General features: G+C 39.6%; 22 protein-coding genes. 20 read left to right on the top strand and 2 right to left on the bottom strand.

What is annotated here, in order from left to right:
- Positions 1 to 22: 22 nt before the first annotated feature.
- From LN995_RS20645 to LN995_RS20565, 17 genes are all read left to right on the top strand, one after another.
- Positions 23 to 1,423, top strand: coding sequence for a sigma-54-dependent transcriptional regulator (locus tag LN995_RS20645; protein ID WP_229962990.1), 1,401 nt, complete (start codon positions 23 to 25; stop codon positions 1,421 to 1,423).
- A gap of 300 nt (positions 1,424 to 1,723) precedes the next feature.
- On the top strand, positions 1,724 to 3,586 hold the full coding sequence (locus LN995_RS20640; protein WP_229962989.1) for a response regulator: 1,863 nt from the start codon (positions 1,724 to 1,726) through the stop codon (positions 3,584 to 3,586).
- Between the two features lie 690 nt (positions 3,587 to 4,276).
- Entirely contained in the window at positions 4,277 to 4,654 is a 378-nt protein-coding gene (locus LN995_RS20635; protein WP_229962988.1) for a response regulator transcription factor, read from the top strand.
- Positions 4,655 to 4,671: 17 nt separating this feature from the next.
- The gene (locus LN995_RS20630; protein WP_317206985.1) at positions 4,672 to 5,859 is read left to right on the top strand and encodes a sugar transferase; all 1,188 of its coding nucleotides are present in this window, start codon (positions 4,672 to 4,674) and stop codon (positions 5,857 to 5,859) included.
- Positions 5,859 to 6,608, top strand: coding sequence for a TolC family protein (locus LN995_RS20625; RefSeq protein WP_229962987.1), 750 nt, complete (start codon positions 5,859 to 5,861; stop codon positions 6,606 to 6,608). Before LN995_RS20630 ends, LN995_RS20625 begins: the two co-directional genes overlap by 1 nt.
- Positions 6,605 to 8,830: a GumC family protein gene (locus LN995_RS20620; RefSeq protein WP_229962986.1), complete on the top strand. Its 2,226-nt coding sequence runs from the start codon at positions 6,605 to 6,607 to the stop codon at positions 8,828 to 8,830. Before LN995_RS20625 ends, LN995_RS20620 begins: the two co-directional genes overlap by 4 nt.
- Positions 8,831 to 9,008: 178 nt before the next feature.
- Positions 9,009 to 10,127 carry a polysaccharide deacetylase family protein gene (locus LN995_RS20615; protein WP_229962985.1) on the top strand — a complete coding sequence of 373 codons (1,119 nt, stop codon included), beginning with the start codon at positions 9,009 to 9,011 and terminating at the stop codon, positions 10,125 to 10,127.
- A 97-nt stretch (positions 10,128 to 10,224) separates the two neighbouring features.
- Positions 10,225 to 11,670 (top strand): O-antigen ligase family protein, encoded by a 1,446-nt coding sequence (locus LN995_RS20610; RefSeq protein WP_229962984.1) that lies wholly within the window; start codon positions 10,225 to 10,227, stop codon positions 11,668 to 11,670.
- Entirely contained in the window at positions 11,663 to 12,619 is a 957-nt protein-coding gene (locus LN995_RS20605) for a glycosyltransferase family 2 protein (RefSeq protein WP_229962983.1), read from the top strand. Before LN995_RS20610 ends, LN995_RS20605 begins: the two co-directional genes overlap by 8 nt.
- A gap of 186 nt (positions 12,620 to 12,805) precedes the next feature.
- Complete coding sequence (locus LN995_RS20600; RefSeq protein ID WP_229962982.1) at positions 12,806 to 13,882, top strand: glycosyltransferase; 1,077 nt, start codon at positions 12,806 to 12,808, stop codon at positions 13,880 to 13,882.
- Positions 13,883 to 14,010: 128 nt separating this feature from the next.
- Positions 14,011 to 15,189: a glycosyltransferase family 2 protein gene (locus LN995_RS20595; protein WP_229962981.1), complete on the top strand. Its 1,179-nt coding sequence runs from the start codon at positions 14,011 to 14,013 to the stop codon at positions 15,187 to 15,189.
- Between the two features lie 136 nt (positions 15,190 to 15,325).
- Complete coding sequence (locus LN995_RS20590) at positions 15,326 to 15,886, top strand: acyltransferase (protein WP_377469703.1); 561 nt, start codon at positions 15,326 to 15,328, stop codon at positions 15,884 to 15,886.
- Positions 15,887 to 15,968: 82 nt separating this feature from the next.
- On the top strand, positions 15,969 to 16,838 hold the full coding sequence (locus LN995_RS20585; protein WP_229962979.1) for a glycosyltransferase family 2 protein: 870 nt from the start codon (positions 15,969 to 15,971) through the stop codon (positions 16,836 to 16,838).
- A gap of 158 nt (positions 16,839 to 16,996) precedes the next feature.
- The gene (locus LN995_RS20580; protein WP_229962978.1) at positions 16,997 to 17,776 is read left to right on the top strand and encodes a glycosyltransferase; all 780 of its coding nucleotides are present in this window, start codon (positions 16,997 to 16,999) and stop codon (positions 17,774 to 17,776) included.
- A gap of 85 nt (positions 17,777 to 17,861) precedes the next feature.
- On the top strand, positions 17,862 to 19,061 hold the full coding sequence (locus LN995_RS20575) for a glycosyltransferase (RefSeq protein ID WP_229962977.1): 1,200 nt from the start codon (positions 17,862 to 17,864) through the stop codon (positions 19,059 to 19,061).
- A gap of 8 nt (positions 19,062 to 19,069) precedes the next feature.
- On the top strand, positions 19,070 to 19,972 hold the full coding sequence (locus LN995_RS20570) for a glycosyltransferase (RefSeq protein WP_229962976.1): 903 nt from the start codon (positions 19,070 to 19,072) through the stop codon (positions 19,970 to 19,972).
- A 108-nt stretch (positions 19,973 to 20,080) separates the two neighbouring features.
- Positions 20,081 to 21,631, top strand: coding sequence for a lipopolysaccharide biosynthesis protein (locus tag LN995_RS20565; RefSeq protein ID WP_229962975.1), 1,551 nt, complete (start codon positions 20,081 to 20,083; stop codon positions 21,629 to 21,631).
- Positions 21,632 to 21,900: 269 nt separating this feature from the next.
- Here LN995_RS20565 and LN995_RS20560 read toward each other — a convergent pair whose 3' ends face one another.
- Entirely contained in the window at positions 21,901 to 22,077 is a 177-nt protein-coding gene (locus LN995_RS20560) for a hypothetical protein (protein WP_229962974.1), read from the bottom strand.
- Positions 22,078 to 22,134: 57 nt separating this feature from the next.
- Between LN995_RS20560 and LN995_RS20555 the strand changes: the two genes are divergently transcribed.
- The 3 genes from LN995_RS20555 to LN995_RS20545 all read left to right on the top strand — a co-directional run bounded on the left by LN995_RS20555 (position 22,135) and on the right by LN995_RS20545 (position 25,052).
- Positions 22,135 to 22,851, top strand: a complete 717-nt coding sequence (locus LN995_RS20555; protein ID WP_229962973.1) for a glycosyltransferase — start codon at positions 22,135 to 22,137, stop codon at positions 22,849 to 22,851.
- A gap of 162 nt (positions 22,852 to 23,013) precedes the next feature.
- Positions 23,014 to 23,967 carry a hypothetical protein gene (locus tag LN995_RS20550; RefSeq protein ID WP_229962972.1) on the top strand — a complete coding sequence of 318 codons (954 nt, stop codon included), beginning with the start codon at positions 23,014 to 23,016 and terminating at the stop codon, positions 23,965 to 23,967.
- Positions 23,968 to 24,221: 254 nt separating this feature from the next.
- Positions 24,222 to 25,052 carry a glycosyltransferase family 2 protein gene (locus tag LN995_RS20545; RefSeq protein ID WP_229962971.1) on the top strand — a complete coding sequence of 277 codons (831 nt, stop codon included), beginning with the start codon at positions 24,222 to 24,224 and terminating at the stop codon, positions 25,050 to 25,052.
- Between the two features lie 989 nt (positions 25,053 to 26,041).
- Here the strand turns inward: LN995_RS20545 and LN995_RS20540 are convergent.
- A partial coding sequence (locus LN995_RS20540; RefSeq protein ID WP_229962970.1) for a T9SS type A sorting domain-containing protein occupies positions 26,042 to 26,395 on the bottom strand: 354 nt, incomplete at its 5' end.

Genomic DNA, 26,395 nt, shown 5'->3' with positions numbered 1-26,395 from the left:
CAAAGAAACACCCTTTTGATCTATGCCTGATACACAAGACAACAAGCCCTGTACAAGGATATTCGTGCTGGAAGATGATCTCTGGTATTCGCAGTTCCTTTCTTATCACCTTTCACTGAACCCTGACCATGAGGTAAAGGTCTTTAATTCTGTAGACAATTTTTTAAAAGCCCTACCCGAACGCCCTGATGTAGTGACGCTGGATTATCATTTGCCTGGATATAAGGGAGAAGATATTCTTGGCCGTGTGTTGCAAGAGAGCCCCAATACCTACACATTAGTAGTGTCGGGGCAGGAGGATATTACCAAAGCGGTGGCCCTGATGAAGCAAGGTGCCTATGACTATATCTCTAAAAATGGTGAGACAAAAGAGCGGCTGTGGAGCATTGTAGAGAAGGTTAAGCAAGATATTACATTACGCCGTGAGCTAGAGGAGCTACGGAGAGAAGTGGCACAGCGGGAGTCGCTTGGGCGAGAGTTGATTGGTACTTCAGAGCCAATGCGTCGGGTGTTTAGCTTAGTGGAGAAAGCTGCTAAAAGCAACATTAATGTAACTATAACCGGTGAGACAGGAACGGGAAAAGAACTAGTTGCCCGGGCTATTCATCAGCATTCATCCCGGGCTAAAGGGCCTTTTGTTGCCGTAAACGTCTCGGCCATTCCTAGTGAACTGCTGGAAAGTGAGTTGTTCGGGCACGAAAAAGGAGCTTTTACAGGTGCAGCGGCATTGCGTATCGGTAAATTCGAAGAAGCGAATGGAGGCACACTGTTCCTCGACGAGATTGGAGAGATGGAAGTAGGTCTGCAATCTAAGCTCCTTCGGGTATTGCAGGAGCGGGAGGTAACGCGGGTGGGGTCAACAGGTACTGTTTCAGTTGATGTCCGTATTCTGACGGCTACTCACCGAAACTTGTTAGATGAGGTGAGGCGCGGAACGTTTAGAGAAGACTTTTATTATCGGCTGTTGGGAATACAGGTGCATCTGCCGCCCCTTAGGGAGAGGGGGCATGATGTCCTGCTGATCGCTCAGCGGATACTACAGGTTTTTTGTGCCGAAAACGGAATGCCGAGCAAGAGTCTTTCCGGAGAAGCGCAAAAACGGCTCCTGCGTCATGCTTATCCAGGGAATGTCAGAGAGCTGAAAGCTGTGGTAGAGTTGGCAGCTGTTCTTTCTGAAGGAGATGTGATTGGCGTAGAAGATATACAGTTGGAAGAACTTCAGCCCAAAGCTGGGGCAGCTATTGGTATAGCTGATATGGAAGAGGAAAAGACACTGGATGAGCATATTGCTGATACAGTGCAGCGTTACCTCGAGCGCTACGACTATAACGTGGTGCGGGTCGCTGAAAAGCTTAAAGTAGGGAGATCTACTATCTACAGGATGATTCGCAGGAAAGAAGTTTTTCTTAAGGAAGAGGCATGAAAGGGCAGCAGATCAGCAGGGGAAGTATAGCCAAATTGCGTGCTTGTAATGCTTGAAGTTCATAAAAGCAACTTTACAATCAGCAATAAGCTGCTCTGTTTAGCACGGGTAAGATTATTAACATCGTTTTTTGAAAATACTAAAGGTGTAACTGCTGATTTTTACTGCAGTTGTTAAAGTTAATTATAGCTAAAGAGCTTTCATAGTTATACATGAAGAATAATAGGGTGTCTAAAATTAGCTATAAATCTGAAAGATGTTGAATAATAAGAAGGACAACCAGCAATCTTAAGTCGCAAAATGGAATTTATCAGGCAGGTTATAGAAGAAAACCCCAACCCTATTTACGTAAAGAATGAGCAAGGGAGGTTTGTTCTTGCCAACGAAGCCTTTGCGCAAGTTCATGGCCTGAACGTGGCGACGTTGTTGGAGAAAGGAACAGGTGATTTTGACTATTCTTATGAAAGGGATCTCGAAGTTCTTGAACAGAAGAATACCATAACCCTAGAGGAATTGTATAAGCTAGAGAACGGTGTAAAGGTATGGTTTCATACTATTAAAAAAGCTTTTACTCAGCCAGATGGTAGCCGCTACCTTCTTTCTACTTCCTCGGACATCACAGAATGGAAAAGAGCACTTCAAAAGGCAGACAGCTCTGCCAAAGCCAAAGAATTGTTTCTTTCGAACATGAGCCATGAGATTCGCGGGCCTGTTAATGCAATATTGGGTGTGGCCAGGCTCATGAAAAAGAATTATCTGGGGAAAGAGCAGGAAGAGTATCTCAATGTTATCATGTCTATTGCAGATAACCTGTTGGTGCTTCCAAACTACATACTTGACTTTGCTAACATTGAATCTGGTAAAATAGAACTGGCATCAATTCCTTTTGATGTAACTTTTACTGTTCGTTCTGTTGTCAGAGCACTAGCTTTAAAAGCAAAAGAGCGGGATCTTCTGCTGCATTTTGTGGAGCCTTCAGACACCGTTCCTGTGGTGGAAGGTGACCCTTTTCGAATGAGCCAGATTCTGGTGATACTTATTAATAATGCTATAAAGTTTACCAAGAAAGGTGAAATAACAGTTACCATACATGATGTAAAAGCCTCAAATAAGACAGCCTATATCGAGTTTGGTGTAAATGACTCTGGCATTGGTGCTGACAGGCTTAGAAAAGCTTTTGATATCAACAGGAATGAAGCTGGCAAAGCTACCGGGCTTAATAGCAGTGCAAGCTTTGAATTTACTGTATGTAAAAGTTTGGTTGAACTACAGGGCGGTAAAATATGGCTGGGTAGCAAAACAGAGCATGTAAGCGGCAACCATGTTTATTTCAGCCTTACTTTTCCCGTAAGCAAACATATCGCTGCTGTACAAGAAAAGGAACAACTGGTTGTACTGGATCAGTTGAGTGGGCTTACCATACTTCTGGCAGAGGATAACCCTGTAAATCAATTACTAGCAACCTCACAGCTACAGTCCTGGGGAGTAATGTTTGATATAGCTTATAATGGCGAGGAAGCAGTCTCAAAAGCCAGCAGTAAAATTTATGATTTGATTCTGATGGATATCCAAATGCCCAGGATGAACGGAATAGAGGCTACTGCTCGCATAAGAAATGAATCAAGTCTTAATAAGGATACGCCTATAGTGGCTTTTACAGCAAATGTTCAGCAAGAGAAAGTTGATAATTACGTAAGTTTTGGCTTTACAGACTGCTTGTTTAAACCATACCATGAGTCGAAGTTATACTTTACTATTGCCAGAAACACTGGGCGAGATCCAGGTGCCTACCTAGTAGATAGGCTTGAACCTGTAAAGAAAGAAGCTGCCTTGTATGACTTTTCTGAGCTGGGAAACATGGCTGAAGATGCCTTGTTTATTCGTAAAATGCAGCAACTATTTATTGATACAGTGCCGGCACAGTTAGATGAACTTTCAGAAGCAATCCAAAAGGAAGATTGGGAGGCTGCTGCTTATACTTCTCATAGGTTAAAATCTACTTACGGTAACATAAAAATAGCAGAAGCGGCAGATGCTATGCGAGATATAGAGGCTCTAGCTCGTGGGAAAGGTAGTGTAAACAGTATAAAGATCCAACTTGATACCGCGAGAAAAGTGACGGACAAAGTTGTTGCAGCCTTTTCTAAACAGCTTAAACTTTAACTCATTATTATATTGTAGGCGCTGAACCTAACCGTAAGGCCATTAAATTGAAGGGGCATGTGACATGGCTTCTTTTAGAAGTTAATTGGGGTAAGGCTTATGGTTGCTTCCGCAAATGTGCTAGCTTTATTAACAGCTGCCGATTATAAACTTGTTTTTACTGCCCTACAATACCGCTAAAACAAGAAATAATATTTGAGCCTTTTTCTAATCTCTTCTCTTCCAACAGTTATTGTTGAAGTAAATCAAATAATTAGTATATATACTTTAATAAATAAAACCCTATAGGCAGTGTTCCAGTATAAGAGGTTTCAATTTAGTTTTTTGATGCCATATTATTTTAAGAACATGAAAAAGGTAATATTTATCTTAGCGGTATCCCAAAAACGGAGGTTTTAGCAATAAGATAGTGTGTCAGAATGGAACAATGTGTGTCATTTTGAACATATTGCAAGTGTTGCAAAGAAGGAGTATGGGTTTCTAACCAAATGAAAAAGTGCTTTAGCTAAGTATTATAGCACTTATATGGTAAAATTCAATTATTGATATGGATTTGGCATGGTTTTGACCTAATGGATATATGTAATATTATTTTGCGGTTAAAATATTGTCATATAAAACAAAGGCATTTAAAAAGGTCGCGCTTAATTAATAAGTAAAAGTCATATTAAGAGTTTATTGATTTAATTTATGAAAAAAACACTCCTTATTGTTGATGACGAGCCGTCTATAGGGCTGATACTTGAATACTACTTTTCCAAAGAATACGATGTGGTGGTAAAGCCAAATGGGCAGGCTGCCATGTCATGGTTAGAAGAGGGGCATTTGGCAGATGGTATTGTGGCTGATTTGGAAATGCCTTTTATGGACGGGTTAGAGTTTATTAAGCAGTTGCGTGCCAGTACACTTTACAAAGATATTCCTCTGGTAATGTTGTCTGGCAAAGATGAGACTAGCAATAAGATTATGTGCCTGAAGCAAGGAGCAGATGATTATATGGTGAAGCCCTTCAATCCGGAGGAACTGGATATAAGAATCAAAAATATGCTGAAAAGGATAAAAATTTAGCACCAATTACTAATACTATGAGAAAGAAAGTAGTCTACCTCACACCGGATGCACAGGAAGCAGCTAATTTCAAGCAGGAGTTTGAGAATGAGTTGGACGTACAGCATTTTGGCAATCCAACTCAATTTCTGTCATGGCTGGCGGAAGGAAAGCAGTATGACGCTATTTTCAACTCAGCAAACCCGTCCTCGCCTTTAGGGTTGAACCTGGTTAGGACACTTAAAAAAGATTTGGGTATAAAAACCCCGATATTCTGGTTGGCAAATGCGTTTGTGCCACCATCGCTTCAGCAGCTTTGTATGGAAGCAGGTGTTTCAGATATTTTTTACAAGAAAAGAGATAAGAAGAAAATGCTTACTCGCTTATATTACCTTTCAGGTGCAGGTGAGATAAATACAGTGCAGAATGATAGAAAACTTTACTCTTATAAGCTGCCTTTAGGCAAGCGTGTTTTTGACATAGTTGTTTCTTTAGGAGCCTTAATTTGTTTATCACCATTATTTCTTGTTATTGCCTTGTTGGTAAAGTTAGAATCTAAAGGACCTATATTTTACTATTCCTACCGGGTAGGTACAGGATACAAGATATTTAAATTCTGGAAGTTTCGTTCTATGCGGCAAGATGCGGACAAGTTGCTTGCCAATATGAAAGGGATGAACCAGTACCAGCAAGCGGCAGCTGCTTCTCTTAAAGGCTTAGTGGGGGCGCCGTCTATGGATACTGTTGCCTGTACTGCGTGTGTAGAGGCTGGCATAGAATGCCAGAACAAGCTCATTGATGCGAAAGGTAAAACTATCTGTGAAAAGCAGTACCTGCAAGCGAAGAAAGCAGAAGGCGAATCTGCATTCATTAAAATAGCAAACGACCCGCGTATAACGCGCATAGGTATGTTTATCCGAAACACCAGTATTGATGAATTGCCGCAGCTTTATAATGTGTTGCGCGGCGATATGTCAATTATAGGTAATAGGCCTCTGCCGCTATATGAAGCAGAAAAAATTACGACGGATCAGTTTGCTGCCCGGTTTATTGCGCCAGCAGGTATTACAGGCCTTTGGCAGGTCAGTAAACGGGGAAAAGGAGACATGTCTGAAGAAGAGCGCAAAGCGCTAGATATAGAGTATGCTGCCAATTATTCCTTAAAAAAGGATGTACAAATCTTACTAAAAACTATCCCAGCCTTATTTCAAAAAGAAAATGTCTAATGAAGAAACATCTAATAACCCTTATTTTATCTATGCATGTGCTGTTGGTGTTTGGGCAAACTAACCCCACTCAACAGAGAGAGGAGTGGCAGGCAAAGTTTTTCAGTTCTCCTGACTTTGCTATTCCTCTTTTAGTTGATGCTGCAATCATGAATTCTCCTGATATAGAGATTCTAGAAACAACAAGAAAAGCATCAAAAAACCAACTTAAGCTAGCCAAAAAAGAACCATTAAGGTCTATTCGCCTAAGTGCTTCTTATGGGTATGGCTCCATGAATAATTGGTTTGATGAAAGCCAGTTAAATAATTTTTCACCTTTCAACTTGGATGCCCGTTCTCAATATGCGTTAGGAATAGGAATTAACTATAACCTAGAGCAGCTAACAGGTGGACGTCGCCTTAGAGTGCAGAATCAGGAATTAATGGTACAGCAATCAGAAGCTCAAAGGAAACAAGGAGAGAGGGTAATACGTCAGAATGTTATTGTCTTGTATCAGGAGCTTGTATTAGCTAAGGTTTCTTTAGATCATTTTCAGGATGCACTACAGACAGCTTATGTAAACAGCCAGTTGGTTGATAAACAGTTTAGAGAGGGGAATATTCGGGTCGAAGAACAAATGGCAGTACAAGATGTGTACAACAACGCAAAGCTAGCACAGGTACAGGCGTCCAATCAATATGAAACGGCTTTGCTTATGCTGGAAGAAACAATAGGAATGACAATAAACACTTTAATGAACAGCAAATGACACTTAAAGAATTTAAAAGACTAATGCTTCGTAACCGTTGGTTACTTATACTGATTCCTGTAGTAACAGCGGTGTCTGTATACTTCTTCACAAGTTTACAGCAAGACAAGTATACCTCTAAAACTACCATATTCACAGGAATAGCATCAGGATATAGAATTGCAGGTGATAACAATGAAGGCTTCCGGATCGGTGCTGAAAATGCTTTTGGGAACTTTAATAGCTTGATAGAAGCGAGGGATACCAAGGAAGAGGTAATCTTTAACTTGCTTGCTACTCATCTGATGTTACCTAAAAGTGATCCCAAGATTTTAGATAAGGAAAACTATGACCGGTTAAAGGAATTGCTTCCTGCAGCTTTAAGGAAGAAGTTGGTAGCTGGCACAGTAGAGAAAACAGCAGCGAATATTGAAGCTTATTTTAAATCCAGTAATAAAAACGAGATACATAAGCTACTGAATTCTAATGACCCTGTATATTCTTACAATGCACTCTCTAACGTTCAGACTAGTCGTGTAGGTGCTAGCGAAATGGTAGAATTAGAATATACTTCTAATGACCCTGCTGTTAGTCAGCACACCTTAGAGTTTCTTTTGGTTGTGTTTACCAGAAAACATAAGGATCTCTTTGCAGGTCAGACCGAATCTGTGATTAGCTTCTTTGATTCGGCTAAACAGAACGCTTATGAAAGGCTCAAGGAGGCAGAACAAAAGCTGCTTGATTTTAATAAAGCCAATCATATTGTAGACTACGAAGGACAGATAGCCACAACATCTGCTGAAAAGGCTGCTCTTGCCGATAGAGCCTATAACCTTGAAATGGAGTATGCGGGAGCGTTTGCTAACCTAAAAACTGTAGAGGAGAGTCTGAAGAAGCGAGGCGTGGCTAACATGCATAACCAGGAAATAGGCAGAATTAGAAATCAATTAGCAAAGGTTACTTCAGATATAGCTGAAGCAGAGTCTGTGGCTAAAAATGGTTCTGATGCTAGTGCCTCTTCTAAGTTGGCAAGGCTTAGACAGCAGGAAAAGAACCTGACCGATCAACTTAAGGAGACGATAAATAAGTATTATGCTGATACTCACACTACGTCAGGTGCGTCTACTGACGGTTTGCTGGATGAGTGGGTAAGAAATTCTATTTTGGTAGAACAAATTAAAAGCCAGCTAAACTTAATGCACAAGCAGCAGGAGGCGTTTGCCGGGGAATATGATAAGTTAGTGCCTTTAGGTGCTGAAGTTCGTAAGATCCGACGTGAAATTGAAGTAGCTGAACAGGAATACATGTTTCAGATGCAGGGCTTAAAGCAAAGCATGCTTACACAGCAAAATATAGAACTTGCTTCACAGCTTAAAGTGATAGACCAGCCAAACTTGCCGAGTAGCTCTTCTACTGATTTGATGATTCCGATTCTGGTGTTATTTGGTGCTGTAGGAGCATTCTTTATGACTACAACTGGTATTGTAGCAGCTGACTTACTAGATACTTCACTTAAAACTCCTGCTTTTGTCTCTAAGATTACTAACTTCCCTGTTATAGGCGTTCTTTTAGGTACTAGAAAAGGAAAGTATAGCAGGCTTGCTGATAGAGCTGAAGAACAACTAGCCAAACAATTGCTACTGAGATATCACCAAAAGGAAAGTATTAAAGGTCCATTTTTAGTTGGTGTTCTAAGTAGCCATGCAGGAGAAGGGAAAAGTACGGTTAGTAACGTATTGGCTACTCATTTGCAAAGCTTTGGGATTGATACTTTAGTGCTTTATCCAGAGAACAATCACTTGGATGCGTTAGAGGTAACTCCAAATGCAACTTTATATTCACCTTTAAGTGGTGTAACGCCTAATGTTTCTGTTGCCGAATTATCAGGGAAGAATATGCTTAACTATTCTATTGTGTTAGTTGAATTTCCAGCTGTACTTGATAATGCATATCCTGTGTCACTACTGAAAGACCTAGATCTTACTATACTTACTGTGAAGGCTAACAGGAAATGGCAGCAGGCTGATAGAAATGTTTTTGCAAGCATCAAAGGTTTAACAGATTCATCTATAGAAGTTGTGCTTAATGGTGCAGCCCCTGAGGATGTAGAAGAGTTTATCGGAGCTGGAAGCAACAAACAAAAAGGTGACAATGTTGCTGAAAGAGACAACACTAAGGTGCTGACTCCTGAACCAGTGGATCAAAACCATTGGGAAGGGGAGGCTGCAGTACTGAATTCATAGTGAAAAAGTATTTAAGCTTTAGATAATTTTGTGGGCCTTAAAAGGTTATAGGTAACACATCCTCTCCATGAGAGGATGTGTATCGGCCACATAAGAACGGAATAATAATAGTACAACATCAAAATTGTGCTGTGCCTCAGGAGTGTAGGCTACATTAAAAATAGCGAATTAATAGTTTATGTATCAAGTTAAATGTAGCAAGTTCGGGTGTTATGTCTTATTCCTAATTGCCCTGTTTCTTTTTGCGTTTAATTATTCTTCTTATTCACAGAAACAAATCGCTATTACATTTGATGACCTACCTGCAGCTTTACCAAGAGTTTCGCTGAAACATACTGTAGAGTTAAACAAGAAGCTGTTGAGTTCGCTGAAAAAGCAAGAAGTGCCAGCCATTGGTTTTGTTAATGAATCGATGGTGGATGTATATGGAGAGGCAGACGAAAGAACTGATATCTTAAGGCTATGGGTGAATCAGGGGTTTGAACTTGGAAATCATACTTATACTCATAAAGACTATAACTCTACCAATTTTAATAAGTTTAAGGAGGAGATAATCAAAGGAGGGGTGCTTACAAATAAAGTTCTTTCTGAAAAGCACCAAGAGATTAAATATTTCAGGCCTCCTTTCCTGACAACGGGAGCGACAGAAGAAGCAAAAGAGAGACTGGAGCACTTGCTCACTGAAAAGAAATATATAATGGCGCTTGCAACTGTAGAGAGCTCTGATTTTGTCTTTAACCTGATTTATTTAAAAGCAAAACTGCAGAATGATACTGCAAAGATGAATGTCATAACCGATAAGTACATAGAATTTACATCTAAAAGGTTAGACTATTATGAAGACTTGGCAGAAAAAGTTGTAGGTGCTCCAATTCCTCAAATTTACCTGTGCCATTTAAATGATTTAAACGCTGATAACATTAATAAGCTGCTTTTGCTGTTTAAAAAGCGCGGATACTCTTTTATTTCTTTAGATGAAGCGTTAAGCCACCCTGTTTATCAGCGGGAAGATACTTATGTGGGAAGCAAAGGGTTGTCCTGGCTTCTCAGATGGAGTACAAACAAAAATCGGAAACAGCTATTGGCGCAAATGCCTGAGGTAGACTCTGCTGTCAGAGCAGATTACAATGAAACCCGAAAAAATCAATTCTGGATTCTGCTTCCGGCCCGAGTAGAAGGGGTGAGCCTACTTACAAAATGTGTCACAGTTTTAGTGGGATTTGCATTTCTGTTCTTTATGATAATATTTTTTGTGAGGCGTAATCGTGAGGTGCCAAAACAAAATATTGCTATATAACCGACAGTAGATTAAGTGTTCTATACTCTATAGGAGTAAAATCATAACTAAGAAAACCAGATAAATATTTTCTGGAACTAAATATAGCCAGGCTAATATGAGTCAAACAACATTTTACCAAAAGTCTAATACAAAAGGTCTATTGTTACCTTTGGGGATTATTACCGCCGTCTTTGTTGGCTGGTTAACCTCTTGGATAGGTGTAGCTTTACCTGCCGTTATGGTAGTTATAGCCTTGTTTATTCCTTATGCTATCACCGTTTTCAATAATCCTAAAGTAGGGCTTATATCTTTTATTATTTACTCTTTCCTACTGTTTGCTTTAATGAGGGGAATAGGGTATATCCCTTTTAGTGTAGGTTTTGAAGCTATATTACTACTTACTTGGCTAGCAGCTCTGCTGCACAACTCCAAACAGTATGACTGGTCAATCATTAAAAATGACTTAACTTTTATAGGCGTAGCCTGGTTCGTTTTAACTGTGCTGGAGTTTTTCAATCCAGTAGGGGGTGGAAGTGTTTTAGCCTGGATAGGAGACGCAAGATATCCATTTCTCTGGTTGTTAGTTGTACCTCTTTCTATGGTGATATTTAATGAGAAGAAAGATTTAAACATATTTCTTCTCATCATTATAGGTATCTCTGTACTTGCCGCATTTTATGGCATAAAGCAGTTGAAGATAGGCCTTTTCCCTGTAGAGAAAGCATTTTTGGTTACATCTCCTACGCACATGATTTTTGGTAAGCTTAGAGTATTCTCTTTTTACTCTGATGCTGGACAATTTGGGGCATCTATGGCTCATTTATGTATAATAGCAGGCGTTTTAGCCTTGGGGCCATACAAGAAATGGAAAAAAGTTGCCTGTGCTGCGGCATCACTTTTATTCCTTTATGGAATGTTTATATCAGGTACAAGAGGTGCTTTGTTTACTTTAGCTGTGGGCATATTTGTTGTACTGGTTATAAATAAGAATGTTAAGATTATCATTTTAGGGTTAATAATTGCTTTGGCTGGTTTTGTCTTTCTTAAATATACTTATATCGGGCACGGGAATTACCAGATAAGAAGAATGAGAACGGCTCTAAATCCTGAAGATGCTTCTTTAAATACACGTTTCAGAAATCAGGAAAAAATTGCAGACTATCTTAAGTCATATCCTATGGGAGCCGGTGTCGGATCAATTGGTTTTGCAGCCAAATCCTCTCACCATAAAACTTACCTTGCTACTATTCCTCCTGATAGCTACTGGGTTAAAATTTGGGCAAGCTACGGTATTATAGGGCTTATTATATGGTTCGGAATGATGATGTATATCCTAGGCAAATGCTGTGGCATTGTGTGGAATGTAAAGGATAAAGACCTTAAGTTTAAGCTTACTGCTTTAACCGCTGGGGCGGCTGGTATCTTCTTCTGTAGTTACGGAAATGAAGTTATCAATAATATGCCCTCTTCTATGATCGTCTACATTTCCTGGGCGTTTGTGTTCCTGGGGCCAAAGTTAGACAGCAACAAACAAAGTAAATTATCTGCAACTTATGAATAGACCATTAGTATCTGTCATTTCTGTTAACTATAACCAGGCTAGCGTTACCTGCGAAATGATTGCGTCTATGCAAAAGGTAACCTATCCTAATGTTGAGATTATTGTAGTAGATAATGCCTCTCCTACAGATGACCCTGGTATTATTGAGGAGTCTTACCCGGAGGTAAAGCTAATAAGGTCTTTCAATAATTTAGGATATGCTGGTGGTAATAATTTAGGGGTTGAGCATGCCAAAGGAGATTACCTGCTTTTTCTGAATAACGATACTGAAGTAGATCCCGGTTTTCTGGAACCGCTTGTTGATTTATTTGAGAATAACCCTAAAGCGGGTGTGGCTTCTCCAAAAATAATCTACTTTGGAACAGATAATTTAATTCAATATGCAGGTTCTAAAGGAATAAACTCCTGGACAGGACGAAGTATAACCATAGGTAGTTTAGAAAAAGATAAGGGACAGCATGATCAGTCACTAAGAACAGAGTTAGCAGATGGTGCTGCCATGATGGTGCCTATGAGAATAGTAAAGCAAGTAGGGCTAATGCCGGAGATGTACTTTCTTTATTATGAAGAGCTGGATTGGTGTGAGATGATCAAGAGAGCCGGGTTTACCTGCCATTATGTAGCCGGTTCTACGATTTATCATAAAGAGTCAATTTCAGTGGGAAAGGCATCTGTTCTTAAAACATATTACATGAACCGTAATCGTCTCTTGTTTATCAGGAGAAACATGAAAGGTGTAGCGCTTTGGACTAGTTCTCTGGTTTTCTTGATGGCGGCAGTGCCTAAAAAAGCATTAACTTTTAGTCTGAAGTCTGAGTGGAAACATCTTAAAGCCTTAGTTCGTGGCTTGTGGTGGAACCTGACAAGCAGTAATATTCATCAAAATAAGCACCTTTCAGCACAAAATCTTAATTCAAGTACTAACCAGGAAGATCTGGTTTTAAGATAAAGTACCAGCTCACAACGTACTGAAGTCTTACATGAAAATAATTTACAACTAACAAAAGGTATGGTCATTGTTGAATTACTACTTAATATCCTTCTCTATTCTATAGGAATTTACTTATTGTTAAACTGTTGCTATCTCTTATTCTTTTCTTTAGCTGGCCACAAAAAAAGCGTTACTCTGCAGCAAGTGGCAAAGGTCAAAAGGAAAATATGTGTTTTAATTCCTGCTTATAAAGAAAATGAGGTAGTACTCGAGTCTAGCAAAGCAGCTTTGCAGCATGTTTATAGCGGAGAGTTCGATATATGTGTAATAGCCGATGGCTTAGAACCTGAAACAATAACTACACTTCAGCAACAAGGTGCTGGGGTAATAGAAGTTAACTTTGAAAGAAGTACAAAGGGAAAAGCGCTTTTAACAGCCTTAGATATTCTGCCTTCGAGTGAGTATGATATTGCCGTGGTGCTGGATGTGGATAACATCATGGGGAAAAACTTTCTGGAAGAGGTTAATAATGCCTTTGATTCAGGTTATAAAGTAGTGCAGGCACATAGGACGGCAAAAAATATGGAAACATCTTTTGCTTTTCTGGATGCGTGTAATGAAGAAATTAACAATCATATCTATCGAAAAGGGCATTTTGCAGTTGGGTTATCTTCTGCCTTAATCGGCTCAGGAATGGCTTTTGACTATACATATTTCAAGAAGTTGTTATCTGGAATAGGTGAAACTGTTGGAGAAGATAAAGAGCTTGATTTTAGAATAGCTAAAGACCAAGTGAAAATCTGCTATCTGAACGATGTGTATGTATATGACGAAAAAATCGAAAATGCACAGGTTTTCACGCAGCAAAGAACACGATGGATTGCCTCCCAACTGGAGTTTCTGAAGAAATACGCTGGTGAAGGGGTTGTCCAGCTCTTTAAAGGCAACCTTGAGTTCTTTAATAAAGTAGTACAAGCGTTTCTGGTTCCACGTATGTTGCTGATAGGTACTTTAGGCTTATTCTTCTTATTGTCTATAGTTGTTCCTTTTGGGCCGCCTGTTAGTTTTTGGGCAGCTTTACTGGTCATGCTAAGTGCCAGCTTATTTGTCGCTTTGCCAGGTAAATTCTATCAGGATAAAAGACTGTGGGAAGCGATAGTGAGGATACCTTATGCCGTTTTCTGTATGTGCCTTGCGTTGCTTAGAGTGAACAAAACCAAAGCTTCGTTTCTACCGACACCGCATAAAGCAAAAGAAGTTTCTACACAAGTTAATAATTAAAAAAGTAAAGTTATGCCTTTTGAAATAATTGCTATACCAGGTTTAGTTTGCCTTGCTATTGGTGTGATCAGTGGCTTAAAAGCTAGCAAGAAGGATATTTAAACCAATATTAATTACTCTACTTTAACATGAGCGTACTTGAAATCAGTTTCTGGTTTGCCTTTGCAGTTGTTTTTTATACATATTTAGGATATGGTATAGTGGCCTGGGTATGGGCAAAGTGCTTGTCATTAATCAGAAAGCCAAACACATTAAAAATATTTGAGCCAAACGTTACTTTAGTTGTTCCTGCCTATAATGAAGCAGATATTCTGGAAAGCAAAGTACAAAATAGCCTCGCTTTAGACTACCCTGCTGATAAGCTTCAGATCATGTTTATCACGGATGGTTCAACGGATAACTCTGCTGAAGTTTTGGCTGCTTACCCCAATGTTATGCACTTGCACTCATCTGTAAGAGGGGGGAAGTCTCTGGCAGAAAACAGAGCAATGGAGCATGTTAAAACACCTTATGTTATATTCACAGACTGTAACTCTTACTTAAATAAAGAAGCTGTGCGGGAAATGGTTAAGCATTACCAAAACCCCAAAGTAGGTGCTGTTTCAGGAGAAAAGAAGGTGATGGAGTCAGTTTCTTCAGCTTCCGGTTCAGGAGAAGGCTTGTACTGGAAGTATGAGTCTTTCTTGAAACGTTGCGATTCCAAGATTCATAGTTTAATGGGAGCTGCCGGTGAGTTGGTTTCTTTTAAGTCAGATTTGTTTAAACCTCTAGAGAAGGATACCATCCTAGATGACTTTATACAGTCTCTAAGAATTGTTGAAGAAGGATATAAGGTAGTTTACGAACCTAAAGCTTTTGCCATGGAGGCACCGTCTGCTTCTATAGTTGAGGAAATGAAACGTAAAGTACGAATTTGTGCAGGTGGCTGGCAATCTATGGTTCGGTTAAAGTCTTTGCTTAACCCGTTCAAGCATCCTGTTGTTACCTTTTTGTATGTATCTCATCGGGTACTGCGCTGGAGCTTAACACCATTACTATTGGCATTAATGCTTCCCCTTAACTTAGCCTTGGCTTATACTAACGGCGGGGTTTACAGTGTTATATTTGGGCTACAAGTAGTGTTCTATCTGGCTGCATGGCTCGGTTGGCAGGCCGAATTAAGAGACTATAAAGTAAAACCTTTATTGATTCCTCTATATTTTACTATGATGAACGTGGCTGTTTTTGCTGGCTTTTCACGTTTTATACGTGATGCACAGCCAGCAGCATGGGAAAAAGCAGACAGGACAGTACTATCTTCTTCCTGAGGTGTATTGCAGTATAGTATGAGCAGTTATTAATGCCTGGTGGTGTAATAACTAAATTCTCAACTTAATATTAAAGAATTTGAGCCTAATACAGAAAATAAAAACAGACTCTAAACTTAAGGCATTAGCTCTTTACATGCTCATGCCAAAAAACCAAGCAAGGCCACGCTGGTGGGTACGAAACTTCATGAATCCTTTTTACCACAAAAAGGGACAAAAGGCTGTTTTTCGCAAAAATGCTCGTCTGGATGTGCTTCCTTTTAATTCTTTTTACGTAGGCAATAATTCTGTAGTAGAAGATTATGCCGTTATAAATAACGGAATGGGCCACGTACATATTGGCCATAATACTTTTGTTGGCCTTTTTGATGTGGTGATCGGGCCAATTACAATTGGTGACAATGTTATTATAGCACAGCACGTCGTACTATCGGGTCTTAACCATGGTTACGAAGATGTTAATGTGCCTATAAAGGATCAACCTTGCTCTACCGCCGAAATAGTAGTGGAAGACAACTGCTGGATTGGTGCCAATGCTGTTATTACAGCAGGCGTAAAAATAGGGAAACACGCTATAGTAGCAGGGGGGAGTGTAGTAACGAAAGATGTTCCTCCTTACTCCATCGTAGCAGGTAATCCTGCAAAACTCATAAGAAGTTACAATTTTGAAACGAAGCAGTGGGAGAGAACCTACTGAGTTGTTTTTTTATTTAAATCTTATGTTATTGTTATAACCTTTTTTATATATAGTCTGTATTTAATAGTTAGCTTAAGTAAGTATGAATAGATTCACTTTGCCTGAGTGGGTACAACAACATCTATTTCAGGTTCATAACTTAGATAGTGTGCCAGGAGATGTGTTGGAGCAGATTAAAAGCAGGCTAACTAAATTTAATGTAGAAGAAGATCCTGAAGTTTCTATCGTTATTCCTGCTTATAACGAAGAGAAGAATCTACTTCAGACACTGTCATCTTTGTCAGAAATTAGAACGACATATAGGACAGAAATTTTGGTGGTTAATAATAATTCTACGGACAGAACACAGGATTTGCTTAATGCATGTGGCGTGAGGTCAATTTTTGAGCCAAGGCAAGGCATTAGTTTCACACGGCAGACCGGACTTGAAAATGCCCGGGGTAAATATATTCTGAATGCTGATGCAGATAGCATTTACCCTGTAGGTTGGGTAGATGTGTATGTGAATGCATTACAAGACCCTGCTGTGAGTTGTGTGCATGGGAATCATTCTTTTATTCCAAGCAAGGAGTCTAGCAGGTTTGGGTTAGCCTGCCATGAACTTATTGCTGAAAGCATGTTCAAATTCAGAAGCAAGACACGCGGGTTTACCAATGTGTTAGGTTTTAACTTTGCCTTTAGAAAAGCCGACGGGCTAAAAGTTGGAGGGTTTAACACTAAGCGGCAAAGGTGGCAGGATGGATGGATGGCCATGATGCTCATGCAGGTTGGGCGCATACAAAGAGTAACCTCTCCTGATGCCAGAGTATGGACAAGCGACAGAAGGTTAATAATTGATGGGGGGCCTAGCCAAGCATTTATGAAGCGTGTAAAGAAGCACTCACGTAACCTGTTAAAGTATGCAGGGATAAAAAGCTTTGATGATAACCACGATACTCCGGTAAAGGCTTGATGAAACGTTGTTACTTCTACTGCCCGTACAGTTGTTGTAGAAGTTGATAGTGTTTGAGATATGCTCTGCAACTAGTTAACTTTTTTGCTCAGTACTCTATAATTAAGCTTCTATGTTTTTCTTATTGATAACTATACAGAATTTAAACTTTAGAATTTGTGGAAACAGGTAATACAAATTATCACTTCAAAGATGTTACACTGTTAGTAACCCACTATAACAGAAGTAAGTCGCTTGAGCGTTTGCTGAAAACGTTTAAGGAACAGAATTGCTCTTTTGAGGCCATTGTTGTTTCTGACGATGGAAGTGCCGCAGAACACCAGCAGGCCCTGGAGGAGCTGAAAACAACTTACGGCTTCCAGCTTATAACCACGCCTGTAAATAAAGGTTTGGGGAACAACATTAACAAAGGGCAGGATGCCGTTAAAACGCCTTATACCCTGTATGTGCAGGAAGACTTTGTGCCCACACCGCAATTTGCAGCGCATTTACCAGATGCTGTAGGCTTTATGAGGGAAGAGAATGACCTTGATATAGTTAGGTTTTATGCTTACCGCGCCTATCCGTACCTGGAGCCATACAAGAAAGGATTTTCCAGAATGGTTGTAAAGCCATGGTTTACCAACTATAAAAAAGTCTATTACTACAGCGATCATCCTCACCTGAGAAGGAGCTCTTTCTTAACGAAGTTCGGCCGCTATGTAGAAGGTGAGAAAGTAGACAAAACAGAGTACGCCATGTGTGTATCCTTTATAAAGCACAGAGGAAAGGGCTTGTTCTATAACGACTTTCAAGGCTTGTTTGTTCAGAAGAATTCTTCTAATGAGCCAAGCACCTGGCAGTATAAGAGCTGGCGGCAGAGCAAAAATCCTTTGGTTACCTATGCCCGGGATATTTACAGACAGGTAAAGTATAACTACGATATGTACCTGTCTTAACAGCCTCTTGTAAACAGCCTATCAACATAAAAGGCTGTTTGTTTCTCTATACCCTTTAACACCTTTAATCACAGATAAGTATCTTATGAATTTTGTATTTGTCAGCCTGCAGCGTATTAACACAGACCGGGAGTCAACCTCTACCAGTCTGGCAAAGGAGCTTGCAAAAGAGCATAAGGTGTTATATGTAAATTCTCCTATTGATAGAAAAACCATCTATGCTGCTGACACTGATGAGTATACCAGGGCGCATATACAGGCAATAAAGTCTAAGGAAGACCCTCTGGAGCAGGTGCATGATAACCTGTGGGTGCTAAACCCTGGCAGTGTCATAGAATCGATCAACTGGATTCCGTTTACCGGGCTTTTCTCTACTGTTAACTGGATCAATAACATTCGCTTTGCCAATGATATAAAGGCCGCTTTAACCCGTTTGGGCTTCGGGAAGTTTATACTTGTTAATGACAAGGATATGTTCCGAAGCTATTATCTGAAAGAGATTCTAAAGCCGGAGAAATACATTTACCTGGACAGAGACTACACGCTTGGCGTAGACTATTGGAGAAAGCACGGGGTAACGCTGGAGCCAAAGCTTATGCAGAAGTCAGATGCTGTAGTATGCAACTCCTACGATTTCACAAACCGGGCAAAGCAGTACAACCCCAAGAGCTTCTACATTGGCAATGGGTTCGATATGGAGCGCTACAACAACGACACAGCCCATCCGGAGCCCGATGATTTGAAAAATATACCAGGGCCTAGAATTGGCTATGTGGGTGCTTTGCTAAAGCTTAGGCTAAACCTGGAGCTCCTGATTGAGATGGCAAAGGCGCGCCCCCAATGGAGTTTTGTTTTTATAGGATGGGAAGATGAAGGCTTCAAGAACAGCGAACTTCACGGGATGAGCAATGTACACTTCCTGGGTAAAAAGCACACCAACGAAGTTCCTGCTTATTTAGAGCACTTTGATGTATGCATCAACCCGCAGATAGTTAACGATATAACCAGAAGCAATTTCCCCTTAAAAGTAGTGGAGTATCTGGCGATAGGGAAGCCTGTAGTAGCGACAGCCACGAACACCATGAACGAGCTTTTTAGCGAGCATACTTACTTAGCGGATAACAAAGACGAGTTCGTGCAGCAAATCGAAAAAGCGCTTGCCGAAGATAGCCCAGCCATGCAGCAGGAAAGATTAAAGTTTGCAGGTAGCTTCAGCTGGGGAAATGTGGTTAACCTGTTTATGGAAGCCATTTCAGAAAAGGATACCGTTGCAAACATCACATAATAAATGACATGAAAGAGAGATACGATTTAGTTGTTGTAATGCCAATAGGGCCAAGCGCTAATCCAGCTTTTATAGAAGATACCTTAAATAGCTTTATACACTATACTTCCTGCAACTATAAGATCATTATTGCTGATGATTCTCAGAAAGGCATCGGACAGGAAATCAAAAAGAAGTTTCCTGACATTAACGTTCAGGAGAGACGCAAAAACCTGGGCAAAGGAGCTGCACTTTATATTAACCTGGCGCTAGCGTACAAGTATGCTGTAGAGAACTACAACTTCGATGCCTTGTTCAAAATAGACGATGACGCCTTGATTACAGGGAAAGACCCGGAGGCAGCAGCACTGAAGCTTTTTAGGGAAAACCCAGATGTAGGTATGGCTGGCCGCTACCAGTCTGGCCGCTACTATGTCGATACCTTCGGAAACGTTACCGATAATTTCTGGCATCGGCAACAGCTCATTAAGTTTACCTGCAGCTGGAAGCTCATTCGCCGTCCTATCGCCAACATGACTTTACGAAAGTTGTTTCTCCAGGCCCTTTGGAATGGTTACGAAATTGGGGAAAACATACAGGGAGGCGCTTATTTCATGAGTGAGCGTTGCCTGATAAAGTTAAACGAGTTAGGCCTGTTGCCACAGCCCAACCTGAAAACTGTTAAGTTCGAAGAAGACCATATCTTTAGCTTAATGACAAAGTACATAGGTATGGATCTGGCAGATCTGCAAAATGGAGACCTACCGTGTGGCATTACCTGGAAAGGCTTACCAGCTTCGCCAAAGGTTTTAAAAGAAAGAGGAAAGAAAATTATTCACTCTGTGCGCTCTTGGGAAGATATGAAAGAAGATGATATCCGTGCTTTCTTCAAAAAGGATAGAGTACTACAGAAAGAAGAAGTTTTATCTTAATTACGGGCACGACAACATTGCAACTTAAATAGTTCCGGCTTTCCATGTTGCGCAACTATAAAATCTTAGCCGTTTTATAACGACAAGGTTTAGAACAACACAAATATCATGAGTTTAGAAGCTGTTAGCGAAGAAGTTAAAGAGGAAAAATGGTTTCAGACAAATCACCTGCAGGGTGATTTAAAAGCTCGCTCAGTAAGAGGGGGGGTTAGTACTATGGCTGCCCAGATTTTTTCGTTTGTTATGAATATTGCGCAATCCACTATTATGGCCCGTTTGCTGGTGCCGGAAGATTATGGATTGATTGCTATGGTAGCTAGTATTACGGGGTTCATCACCCTCTTTAAAGACTTAGGTTTGTCTTCAGCTGTTATTCAGAAAGAAAAGCTAACACAAAGTGAAGTAAGCTCTGTCTTTTGGGTTAATGTACTCATAAGCTTAGGTATAGCTTTATTTGTAGCGCTACTCGCACCTGGTATCGTTTACTTTTATGAAGAAGATAGGCTGCTGCTAATTACACTCGTTTTTGCCCTTAACATATTTATTATGGGCCTTTCATTACAGCATAATGCTTTAATGAAAAGACAGATGCGGTTCAAGAGCTTAGCTTTAATTCAGTTAACAGCCGTAGGAACGAATGTAATAGCTGGTATTATACTGGCTTGGTTAGGCTTCGGATATTGGGCGCTGGTAATACAAGGATTGATTTTTTCGGTGTTGCAAACAGGTGCCTTATGGTTACTGTGTGACTGGAGGCCCGATTTAGCCTTTAAAAAAGCAAATGTAGGTTCTTTCTTAAAATTCGGCGCAGGCGTAACAGGCTTCGATGTTGTAAACCACTTCTCCAGAAACATGGATAATGTTTTTATAGGAAAGTTTGTAAGTACAGTAGCTCTTGGTTTATATTCTAAAGCTTACCAGCTTCTGATGTTACCTATAACTCAGCTACGGAACCCCTTAAATTCTGTGGCTATTCCTGCGCTAAGCTCCCTGCAGAACGATGGAGCAAAGTTCAGAAACTTCTATAGCAGGTATCTGTTTATACTAGCCTTTTTCTCCATGCCTATTGTTGTGTATCTTGGTGTATTTGCGGAGGAGTTGATTATAATGGTTCTAGGAGAACAGTGGAAAGAAGCAGGTTATCTTTTCCAGTTATTGGCAATAGCCGCTTTTATTCAACCTGTAGCCAGCACACCAGGCATTATTTTGATAACTACCGGTAGCGTAAAACGATACTTTAATATTGGGTTAGTGAATGCTATTTGTATGGTATCTGGTTTTGCAATAGGAGTTTTTACTGGAGGAGTATCAGGAGTCGCTATAGCACAGGCAGTAGTAGTATACACGCTTTTTTTACCGGTGCTTTACTACAGTCTCCATAAAACTCCGGTTTCTGTTGCCTTGTATTTAAAGGAAATCTCATTGCCTGCCACTTTCTCGCTAATAAGTGGTGTAGCAATGGCTGTGTATGCTTATTACATGAGCCAATTAAGCCTGCACTTGTCTCCTATGTACTATGCGGTATATTGTGCTTGTGGCTTCATTGTGGGCGCAGTGGTGTACATTGGACTTATGATTATCTTCCCAACCAGCAGAAAAAAATTTAAGCAGATATTAGATATTGGTTCTTTTATGAAGAAAGGCAAAACTGCTAAATAGTTCTATGGTAAAAGAAGCTTAGTCTTCGTTACCAAGTTGCATTAACCTACTAAGTCTAACTACCCAATATTTATATCTTGAGTAGTTAAGTGCTCTTCACAAGCTTAATAACAAGAAGAGTTTACCTGAAATTTTGGCAATAATTAATGAAGAAATTTGGAATACTGGCTTGGCCTGCATTTTCAACAAAAGGAGGAAATCCATATAACTATATCCTGTATAGTAATATTAAGGATCAAGAATATCAAGTTTTTGAATTTGAATTTACCTTAAGAAACATCATAAAGTATAGCCTTCCAGTAAGGTACAAGATATTTCATATCCATTGGCCAACTCATGTTCTTATTGGCAATAGTGTACCTAAAGCTAGGCTCCGACTGAGCATTTTCTTCTTCTTTATTAACCTGATGAAGTTCTTTGGAAGAAAAGTTGTCTGGACAGTTCATAATCTGGAAGCCCATGAGAGTAAGTTTCCAGTGCTTCAAAAAAAGCTGGATGACTTTATGTATAGAAAAGTAGATGGATTTATTAGTCTTAACAAGTCAGGGCTGGATTTGATAAAGAAGAAGACCGACAATAGTGGCAGGCAAAAATTTGCACATGTGTTCCATCCTCATTATAAAAATTATTATTTAAATGAGGTTAGCAGGCAAAAAGCTCGTGAAGAATTAGGGGTACCTGCAGACAAGTTCGTTTTTCTTTTTTTAGGTCAGATTAGGGCCTATAAAAATGTAACCGGACTTATAAAGGCTTTTAAAGGGCTTAAAAGCGACAACACCTTGTTACTTATAGCTGGCAATGTGCATGAAGACATTGAGAAAGAGCTTAAGGAGCACTTAGAGAATTCTGAAGGTATAATATTTGTAGACTCTTTTGTGAAAGACGAAGATCTACAACTGTATTTTAACTGTGCCGATGTTGTAGTTACTCCTTATAACAGAATTTTTAACTCGGGGTCAGCTTTTCTTAACCTTAGCTTTGGAAAGCCTACTTTAGCCCCTGACTTATGGGCGCTGGCAGAGTTGAAACAGATAGTTGGCTCTCGCTGGATTAAAACCTATGATGGACAAATTTCTGCTGAGATTCTGGAGAAAAGCATGGCAGAAATAATAAATGAATCTAAAGATTTATCAGTATTACATCCAGATATCAGCTATCTTGATCCGGAAGCTGTAGCTCTTGAGACTATTGCCTTTTATAAGTCTTTGCTAAATGTTTAAATAAGTGCTTTAATGCCACACTATGCAAGTTGTCTTCAAGGGTATGCTGGAAGAGGTAATGCGTTATTAAACTATGAACGAAAGATGAGAAAAAGTACAAAACCTATTATTACTGTGTGCCATAGTTAACCAACTTTTTAGATTTTAGCCAATGTTTCTAACATGCGAAGTTACATATTAAAGATTTTCTACCTTATTGCCCTTATCAAATATCCAAAAATCAGAAAGAAGTACAGGTATTATATAAGAGACAACTATTATAGCAGGTTAATACAAACAAAATATGCATACAAAGATTACATAAGAAAGAAGAAGTACAAAGTTATAGAGTATCATGGTGAGTTTCAGCAAGAGCTACTATTCGTTCTGCCTTTTGCTTATTGGCATCATTTGAATGGTACTTTATATAAAACTGTGGGGTGTACTGGTACCAAAGACCTCTATTTTTTTAGTAAAAACCATGAAGAAAGATTTATTAAGAGAGAGTGGCCAGACTATTATAATGATACTAGCTTTGAGGTTCCAAACATGGCTCACAGTATTACTTTTAGCTACAAAAAATGGGCTAGAGTACCTTTAAAAGAGCATTATGTAAATGATGTTTTTGTTTTTGAGAAGCCTATATTAGTTATAGCAAACAAATATAATATTGAATGGGATCAACAACCACTTAACTATTTTGATGTTAAAACACTTGATAGGATCATCAGATATAATCGAGATAAATATCAAATAGTCTATAACCGTCCCTCTTTAGGTCAGATTGTTTCTGACAACAGCGATATATTAGATTTAAATGAAATTGCTTGGCTCCGGCAGGAGCACCCAGATGTGATTTTAATGAAAGATTTGTACTGTAAGTATGAAAAGAGCGTTAACAGCTTTAATCATTTTCAGTTAATGTTATATGCTAATTGTGATCGCTTTATTTCGGTACATGGTGGTACTGCTGCTTTAGCTAGTTATTTTGGTGGCAAAAATATAATTCTTTCCAAAAGTGGTATAGAACACCACTTCAATGAATTTCATTCGATATTTACCGCTTTGTCAGGAACTGAGATATATCATGCAAAAACTGAGGCCGAGGTTCTGAAGTATCTTAATGAACATTACTAATATATGAGGCAGAAACTTCTATTTAACTTAAAAAGCACTCATTTATTAACTTTTAAGGAACCTATTGGTTCTAACTAGTAGTCAGTTAGCCTCACCATTTCATAGTTCATCAGTAAATGCAGTGTTTATCAACACAGCTTTTGAGAAGCTGATAGATAAACAGCCAAATTTTTAGAACTAGTAGAAACTATAAAGCTATTCCGTTTCGTAGAGTATCTTACATGAATAAAACATTACAACAATTATAACCTTTTATGAAAGCTATTCCTTCGTGCAGTCTTATTATCACAACTTATAATTGGCCTGAAGCTTTAGAGGCAAGTGTGCGCAGTGCTTTTCACCAGACTTTAATGCCTAAAGAAATTATTATTTGTGATGATGGTTCTACAGAATCAACAAAGCAGGTTATAGACAGCTTGAAGAAAATCAGTCCTGTTCCATTGATACATATGTGGCATCCTGATAATGGTTTTCAAGCTTCCATGGCTAGAAACAGAGGGATAGCTGTTGCATCGGGGGAATATATAGTACAGATTGATGGAGACATTCTGTTGCACAAAGATTTTATAAAGGATCATGCTCTCAATGCTGAGCCGGGTACTTTTTATGCTGGAAATCGTTTCTATCTTTCACCTGAACGCAGTAAAAAAGTTTTGGCTGAAAGAGGTAAAATAACTCAGTTTGTTCCTGAGTTTTCAAAGAATAGCTGGCGTCAATTAAGGATTCCACTCTTGCAAAAGATTATGTCTAGGTACTACAAGAGAGGCTATAACTATGTTATATCATGTAACTTAGCTGTCTGGCGAAAAGATCTTATTGATATAAATGGTTATGATGAATCATTTGTAGGGTGGGGGTATGAGGATTGGGACCTTGCAATCAGGTTGCTGAATAAGGGTGTGACCTTGAAGTTTATTCGTTTTGGTGCAATTCAGTTTCATATCTTTCATCATGAGAAAGCGCGAGACAGCGTTAATGTAAATCGTACGAGAGCTTTACAAAATATTAAGGATAAGACTATTCGTATTAAGCAGGGGGTGGACCAACATCTTAATAATGCTAACATTTCTGAAATAGAATTATAGCATAACAAGAATTATTGTATTCAAAAGTAGCAATATGATGAGCTCGTAGTATCACTTTGTCTGATCATTTAATTAGGTATTTGTGAAGTATCAAAACTGGTAGTCCTGTAGAAGTTAATGATGTAACTAAAAAGACCGCAGTAGCGGTAGAAGGAGTACGAACAACTTTTACCAACATGAACAGGTCTTGCTACTACTGCGGCAGTGTGAATATGGTTAAAAACGGGAAAACCTGTTATGGTAAAGCCAGAGGCAAGTGCAAGGACTGCTCCGGCAGCTTGTCTTTGAGCGGCAGAACTAGAGTCTGGGCTCAAGAGTAGAAAAGACTCATTGAGTGAGCTGCTTCAACTGGAGCGGATTTCGCTGGAGGGCATCTGATCTGCAGGATCTTGAAACTATCTGCCTGCCACCCCTACCATGTTACATGGATAAGCTGTACGGGGAAAAGTACCTGAGGAGAGTTGTACGTGTAAGGTATTTCCAAGGCACAGCTCCTCTTACGTGCTATGAATGCGAGATCTGTGTGGGCTGCAAAGCCAATAAGCAGTAGCTCTTCGCTTAAGTGACAGACGCAAAGGGACTTTGGGAAGGCGTACCTGAATACTATAGGCAGCAGGTAACCTTCTTCACCGATAATTGGGATGCCTTAAGCAGGTAATACCGGCAGAGAGGCACAGAGCCTCAGGCAGGAAGAAAGATACGAATCATGCCGAAAGGTTCTTCTGCACACTCAGACAGAGATGTTCAAGGCTGGTGAGAAAGGCGCTGTCTTTCTCAAAAAACTCGCCAGGCACCTGATGGCTATCAGATTTTTTGTCGCTAACTACAACCTGTCACTACTTTTATAGTAGTACCTTAAAGCTTAATGTTGATGTAACAGGTTTCCCTTCTTCTTATAACGGGTGCTTGTCAATGTTATTTGGCTAATCTAAAAGTAAGAAAGCAGCTTTTATAAGCTGCTTTCTTACTTTTAGATTATATAGTATATGTTACTTTATCAGTAATAACTTTTGAGAAACTGTTTTGCCCTTATATGAGAGGCGGCTTATATACATACCGTTTGCTGCATTGTTGCCATCGAATTCGAAAGTATATGTTTTGCCTGCCTCAACTTGTCCTGTAAACAGCCTTTGCACAAGTCGGCCTTGCAGGTCATAAACATCTAGCAAGGCCTCACATGCTTGTTCCAATCGGAACGTTACAATTGCCCTGTCTCTAAAAGGATTAGGGTAAACTGTAAGTTCGTTTACTTCTTCTTCGGAAAATAGCTCTTCTGGTACAACCATGCTGCTTGAGACAGTGGATTTGCTTAGTTGAGAAGGAGACAGGTGACTACCAGCTAT

Source organism: Pontibacter silvestris (genome assembly GCF_020907275.1).
GTDB lineage: Bacteria > Bacteroidota > Bacteroidia > Cytophagales > Hymenobacteraceae > Pontibacter > Pontibacter silvestris.
Note: the sequence above shows the minus strand (reverse complement) of the source record. Positions and strands in the feature narration are given on the sequence as shown.

Bases quoted from the DNA above. Each gene is read 5' to 3' on its own strand.
- LN995_RS20645 (WP_229962990.1), top strand. From the start codon at position 23: ATGCCTGATACACAAGACAACAAGCCCTGTACAAGGATATTCGTGCTG.
- LN995_RS20640 (WP_229962989.1), top strand. From the start codon at position 1,724: ATGGAATTTATCAGGCAGGTTATAGAAGAAAACCCCAACCCTATTTAC.
- LN995_RS20635 (WP_229962988.1), top strand. From the start codon at position 4,277: ATGAAAAAAACACTCCTTATTGTTGATGACGAGCCGTCTATAGGGCTG.
- LN995_RS20630 (WP_317206985.1), top strand. From the start codon at position 4,672: ATGAGAAAGAAAGTAGTCTACCTCACACCGGATGCACAGGAAGCAGCT.
- LN995_RS20625 (WP_229962987.1), top strand. From the start codon at position 5,859: ATGAAGAAACATCTAATAACCCTTATTTTATCTATGCATGTGCTGTTG.
- LN995_RS20620 (WP_229962986.1), top strand. From the start codon at position 6,605: ATGACACTTAAAGAATTTAAAAGACTAATGCTTCGTAACCGTTGGTTA.
- LN995_RS20615 (WP_229962985.1), top strand. From the start codon at position 9,009: ATGTATCAAGTTAAATGTAGCAAGTTCGGGTGTTATGTCTTATTCCTA.
- LN995_RS20610 (WP_229962984.1), top strand. From the start codon at position 10,225: ATGAGTCAAACAACATTTTACCAAAAGTCTAATACAAAAGGTCTATTG.
- LN995_RS20605 (WP_229962983.1), top strand. From the start codon at position 11,663: ATGAATAGACCATTAGTATCTGTCATTTCTGTTAACTATAACCAGGCT.
- LN995_RS20595 (WP_229962981.1), top strand. From the start codon at position 14,011: ATGAGCGTACTTGAAATCAGTTTCTGGTTTGCCTTTGCAGTTGTTTTT.
- LN995_RS20590 (WP_377469703.1), top strand. From the start codon at position 15,326: ATGCTCATGCCAAAAAACCAAGCAAGGCCACGCTGGTGGGTACGAAAC.
- LN995_RS20585 (WP_229962979.1), top strand. From the start codon at position 15,969: ATGAATAGATTCACTTTGCCTGAGTGGGTACAACAACATCTATTTCAG.
- LN995_RS20575 (WP_229962977.1), top strand. From the start codon at position 17,862: ATGAATTTTGTATTTGTCAGCCTGCAGCGTATTAACACAGACCGGGAG.
- LN995_RS20570 (WP_229962976.1), top strand. From the start codon at position 19,070: ATGAAAGAGAGATACGATTTAGTTGTTGTAATGCCAATAGGGCCAAGC.
- LN995_RS20565 (WP_229962975.1), top strand. From the start codon at position 20,081: ATGAGTTTAGAAGCTGTTAGCGAAGAAGTTAAAGAGGAAAAATGGTTT.
- LN995_RS20560 (WP_229962974.1), bottom strand. From the start codon at position 22,077: ATGAACTGTCCAGACAACTTTTCTTCCAAAGAACTTCATCAGGTTAAT.
- LN995_RS20555 (WP_229962973.1), top strand. From the start codon at position 22,135: ATGTATAGAAAAGTAGATGGATTTATTAGTCTTAACAAGTCAGGGCTG.
- LN995_RS20550 (WP_229962972.1), top strand. From the start codon at position 23,014: ATGCGAAGTTACATATTAAAGATTTTCTACCTTATTGCCCTTATCAAA.
- LN995_RS20545 (WP_229962971.1), top strand. From the start codon at position 24,222: ATGAAAGCTATTCCTTCGTGCAGTCTTATTATCACAACTTATAATTGG.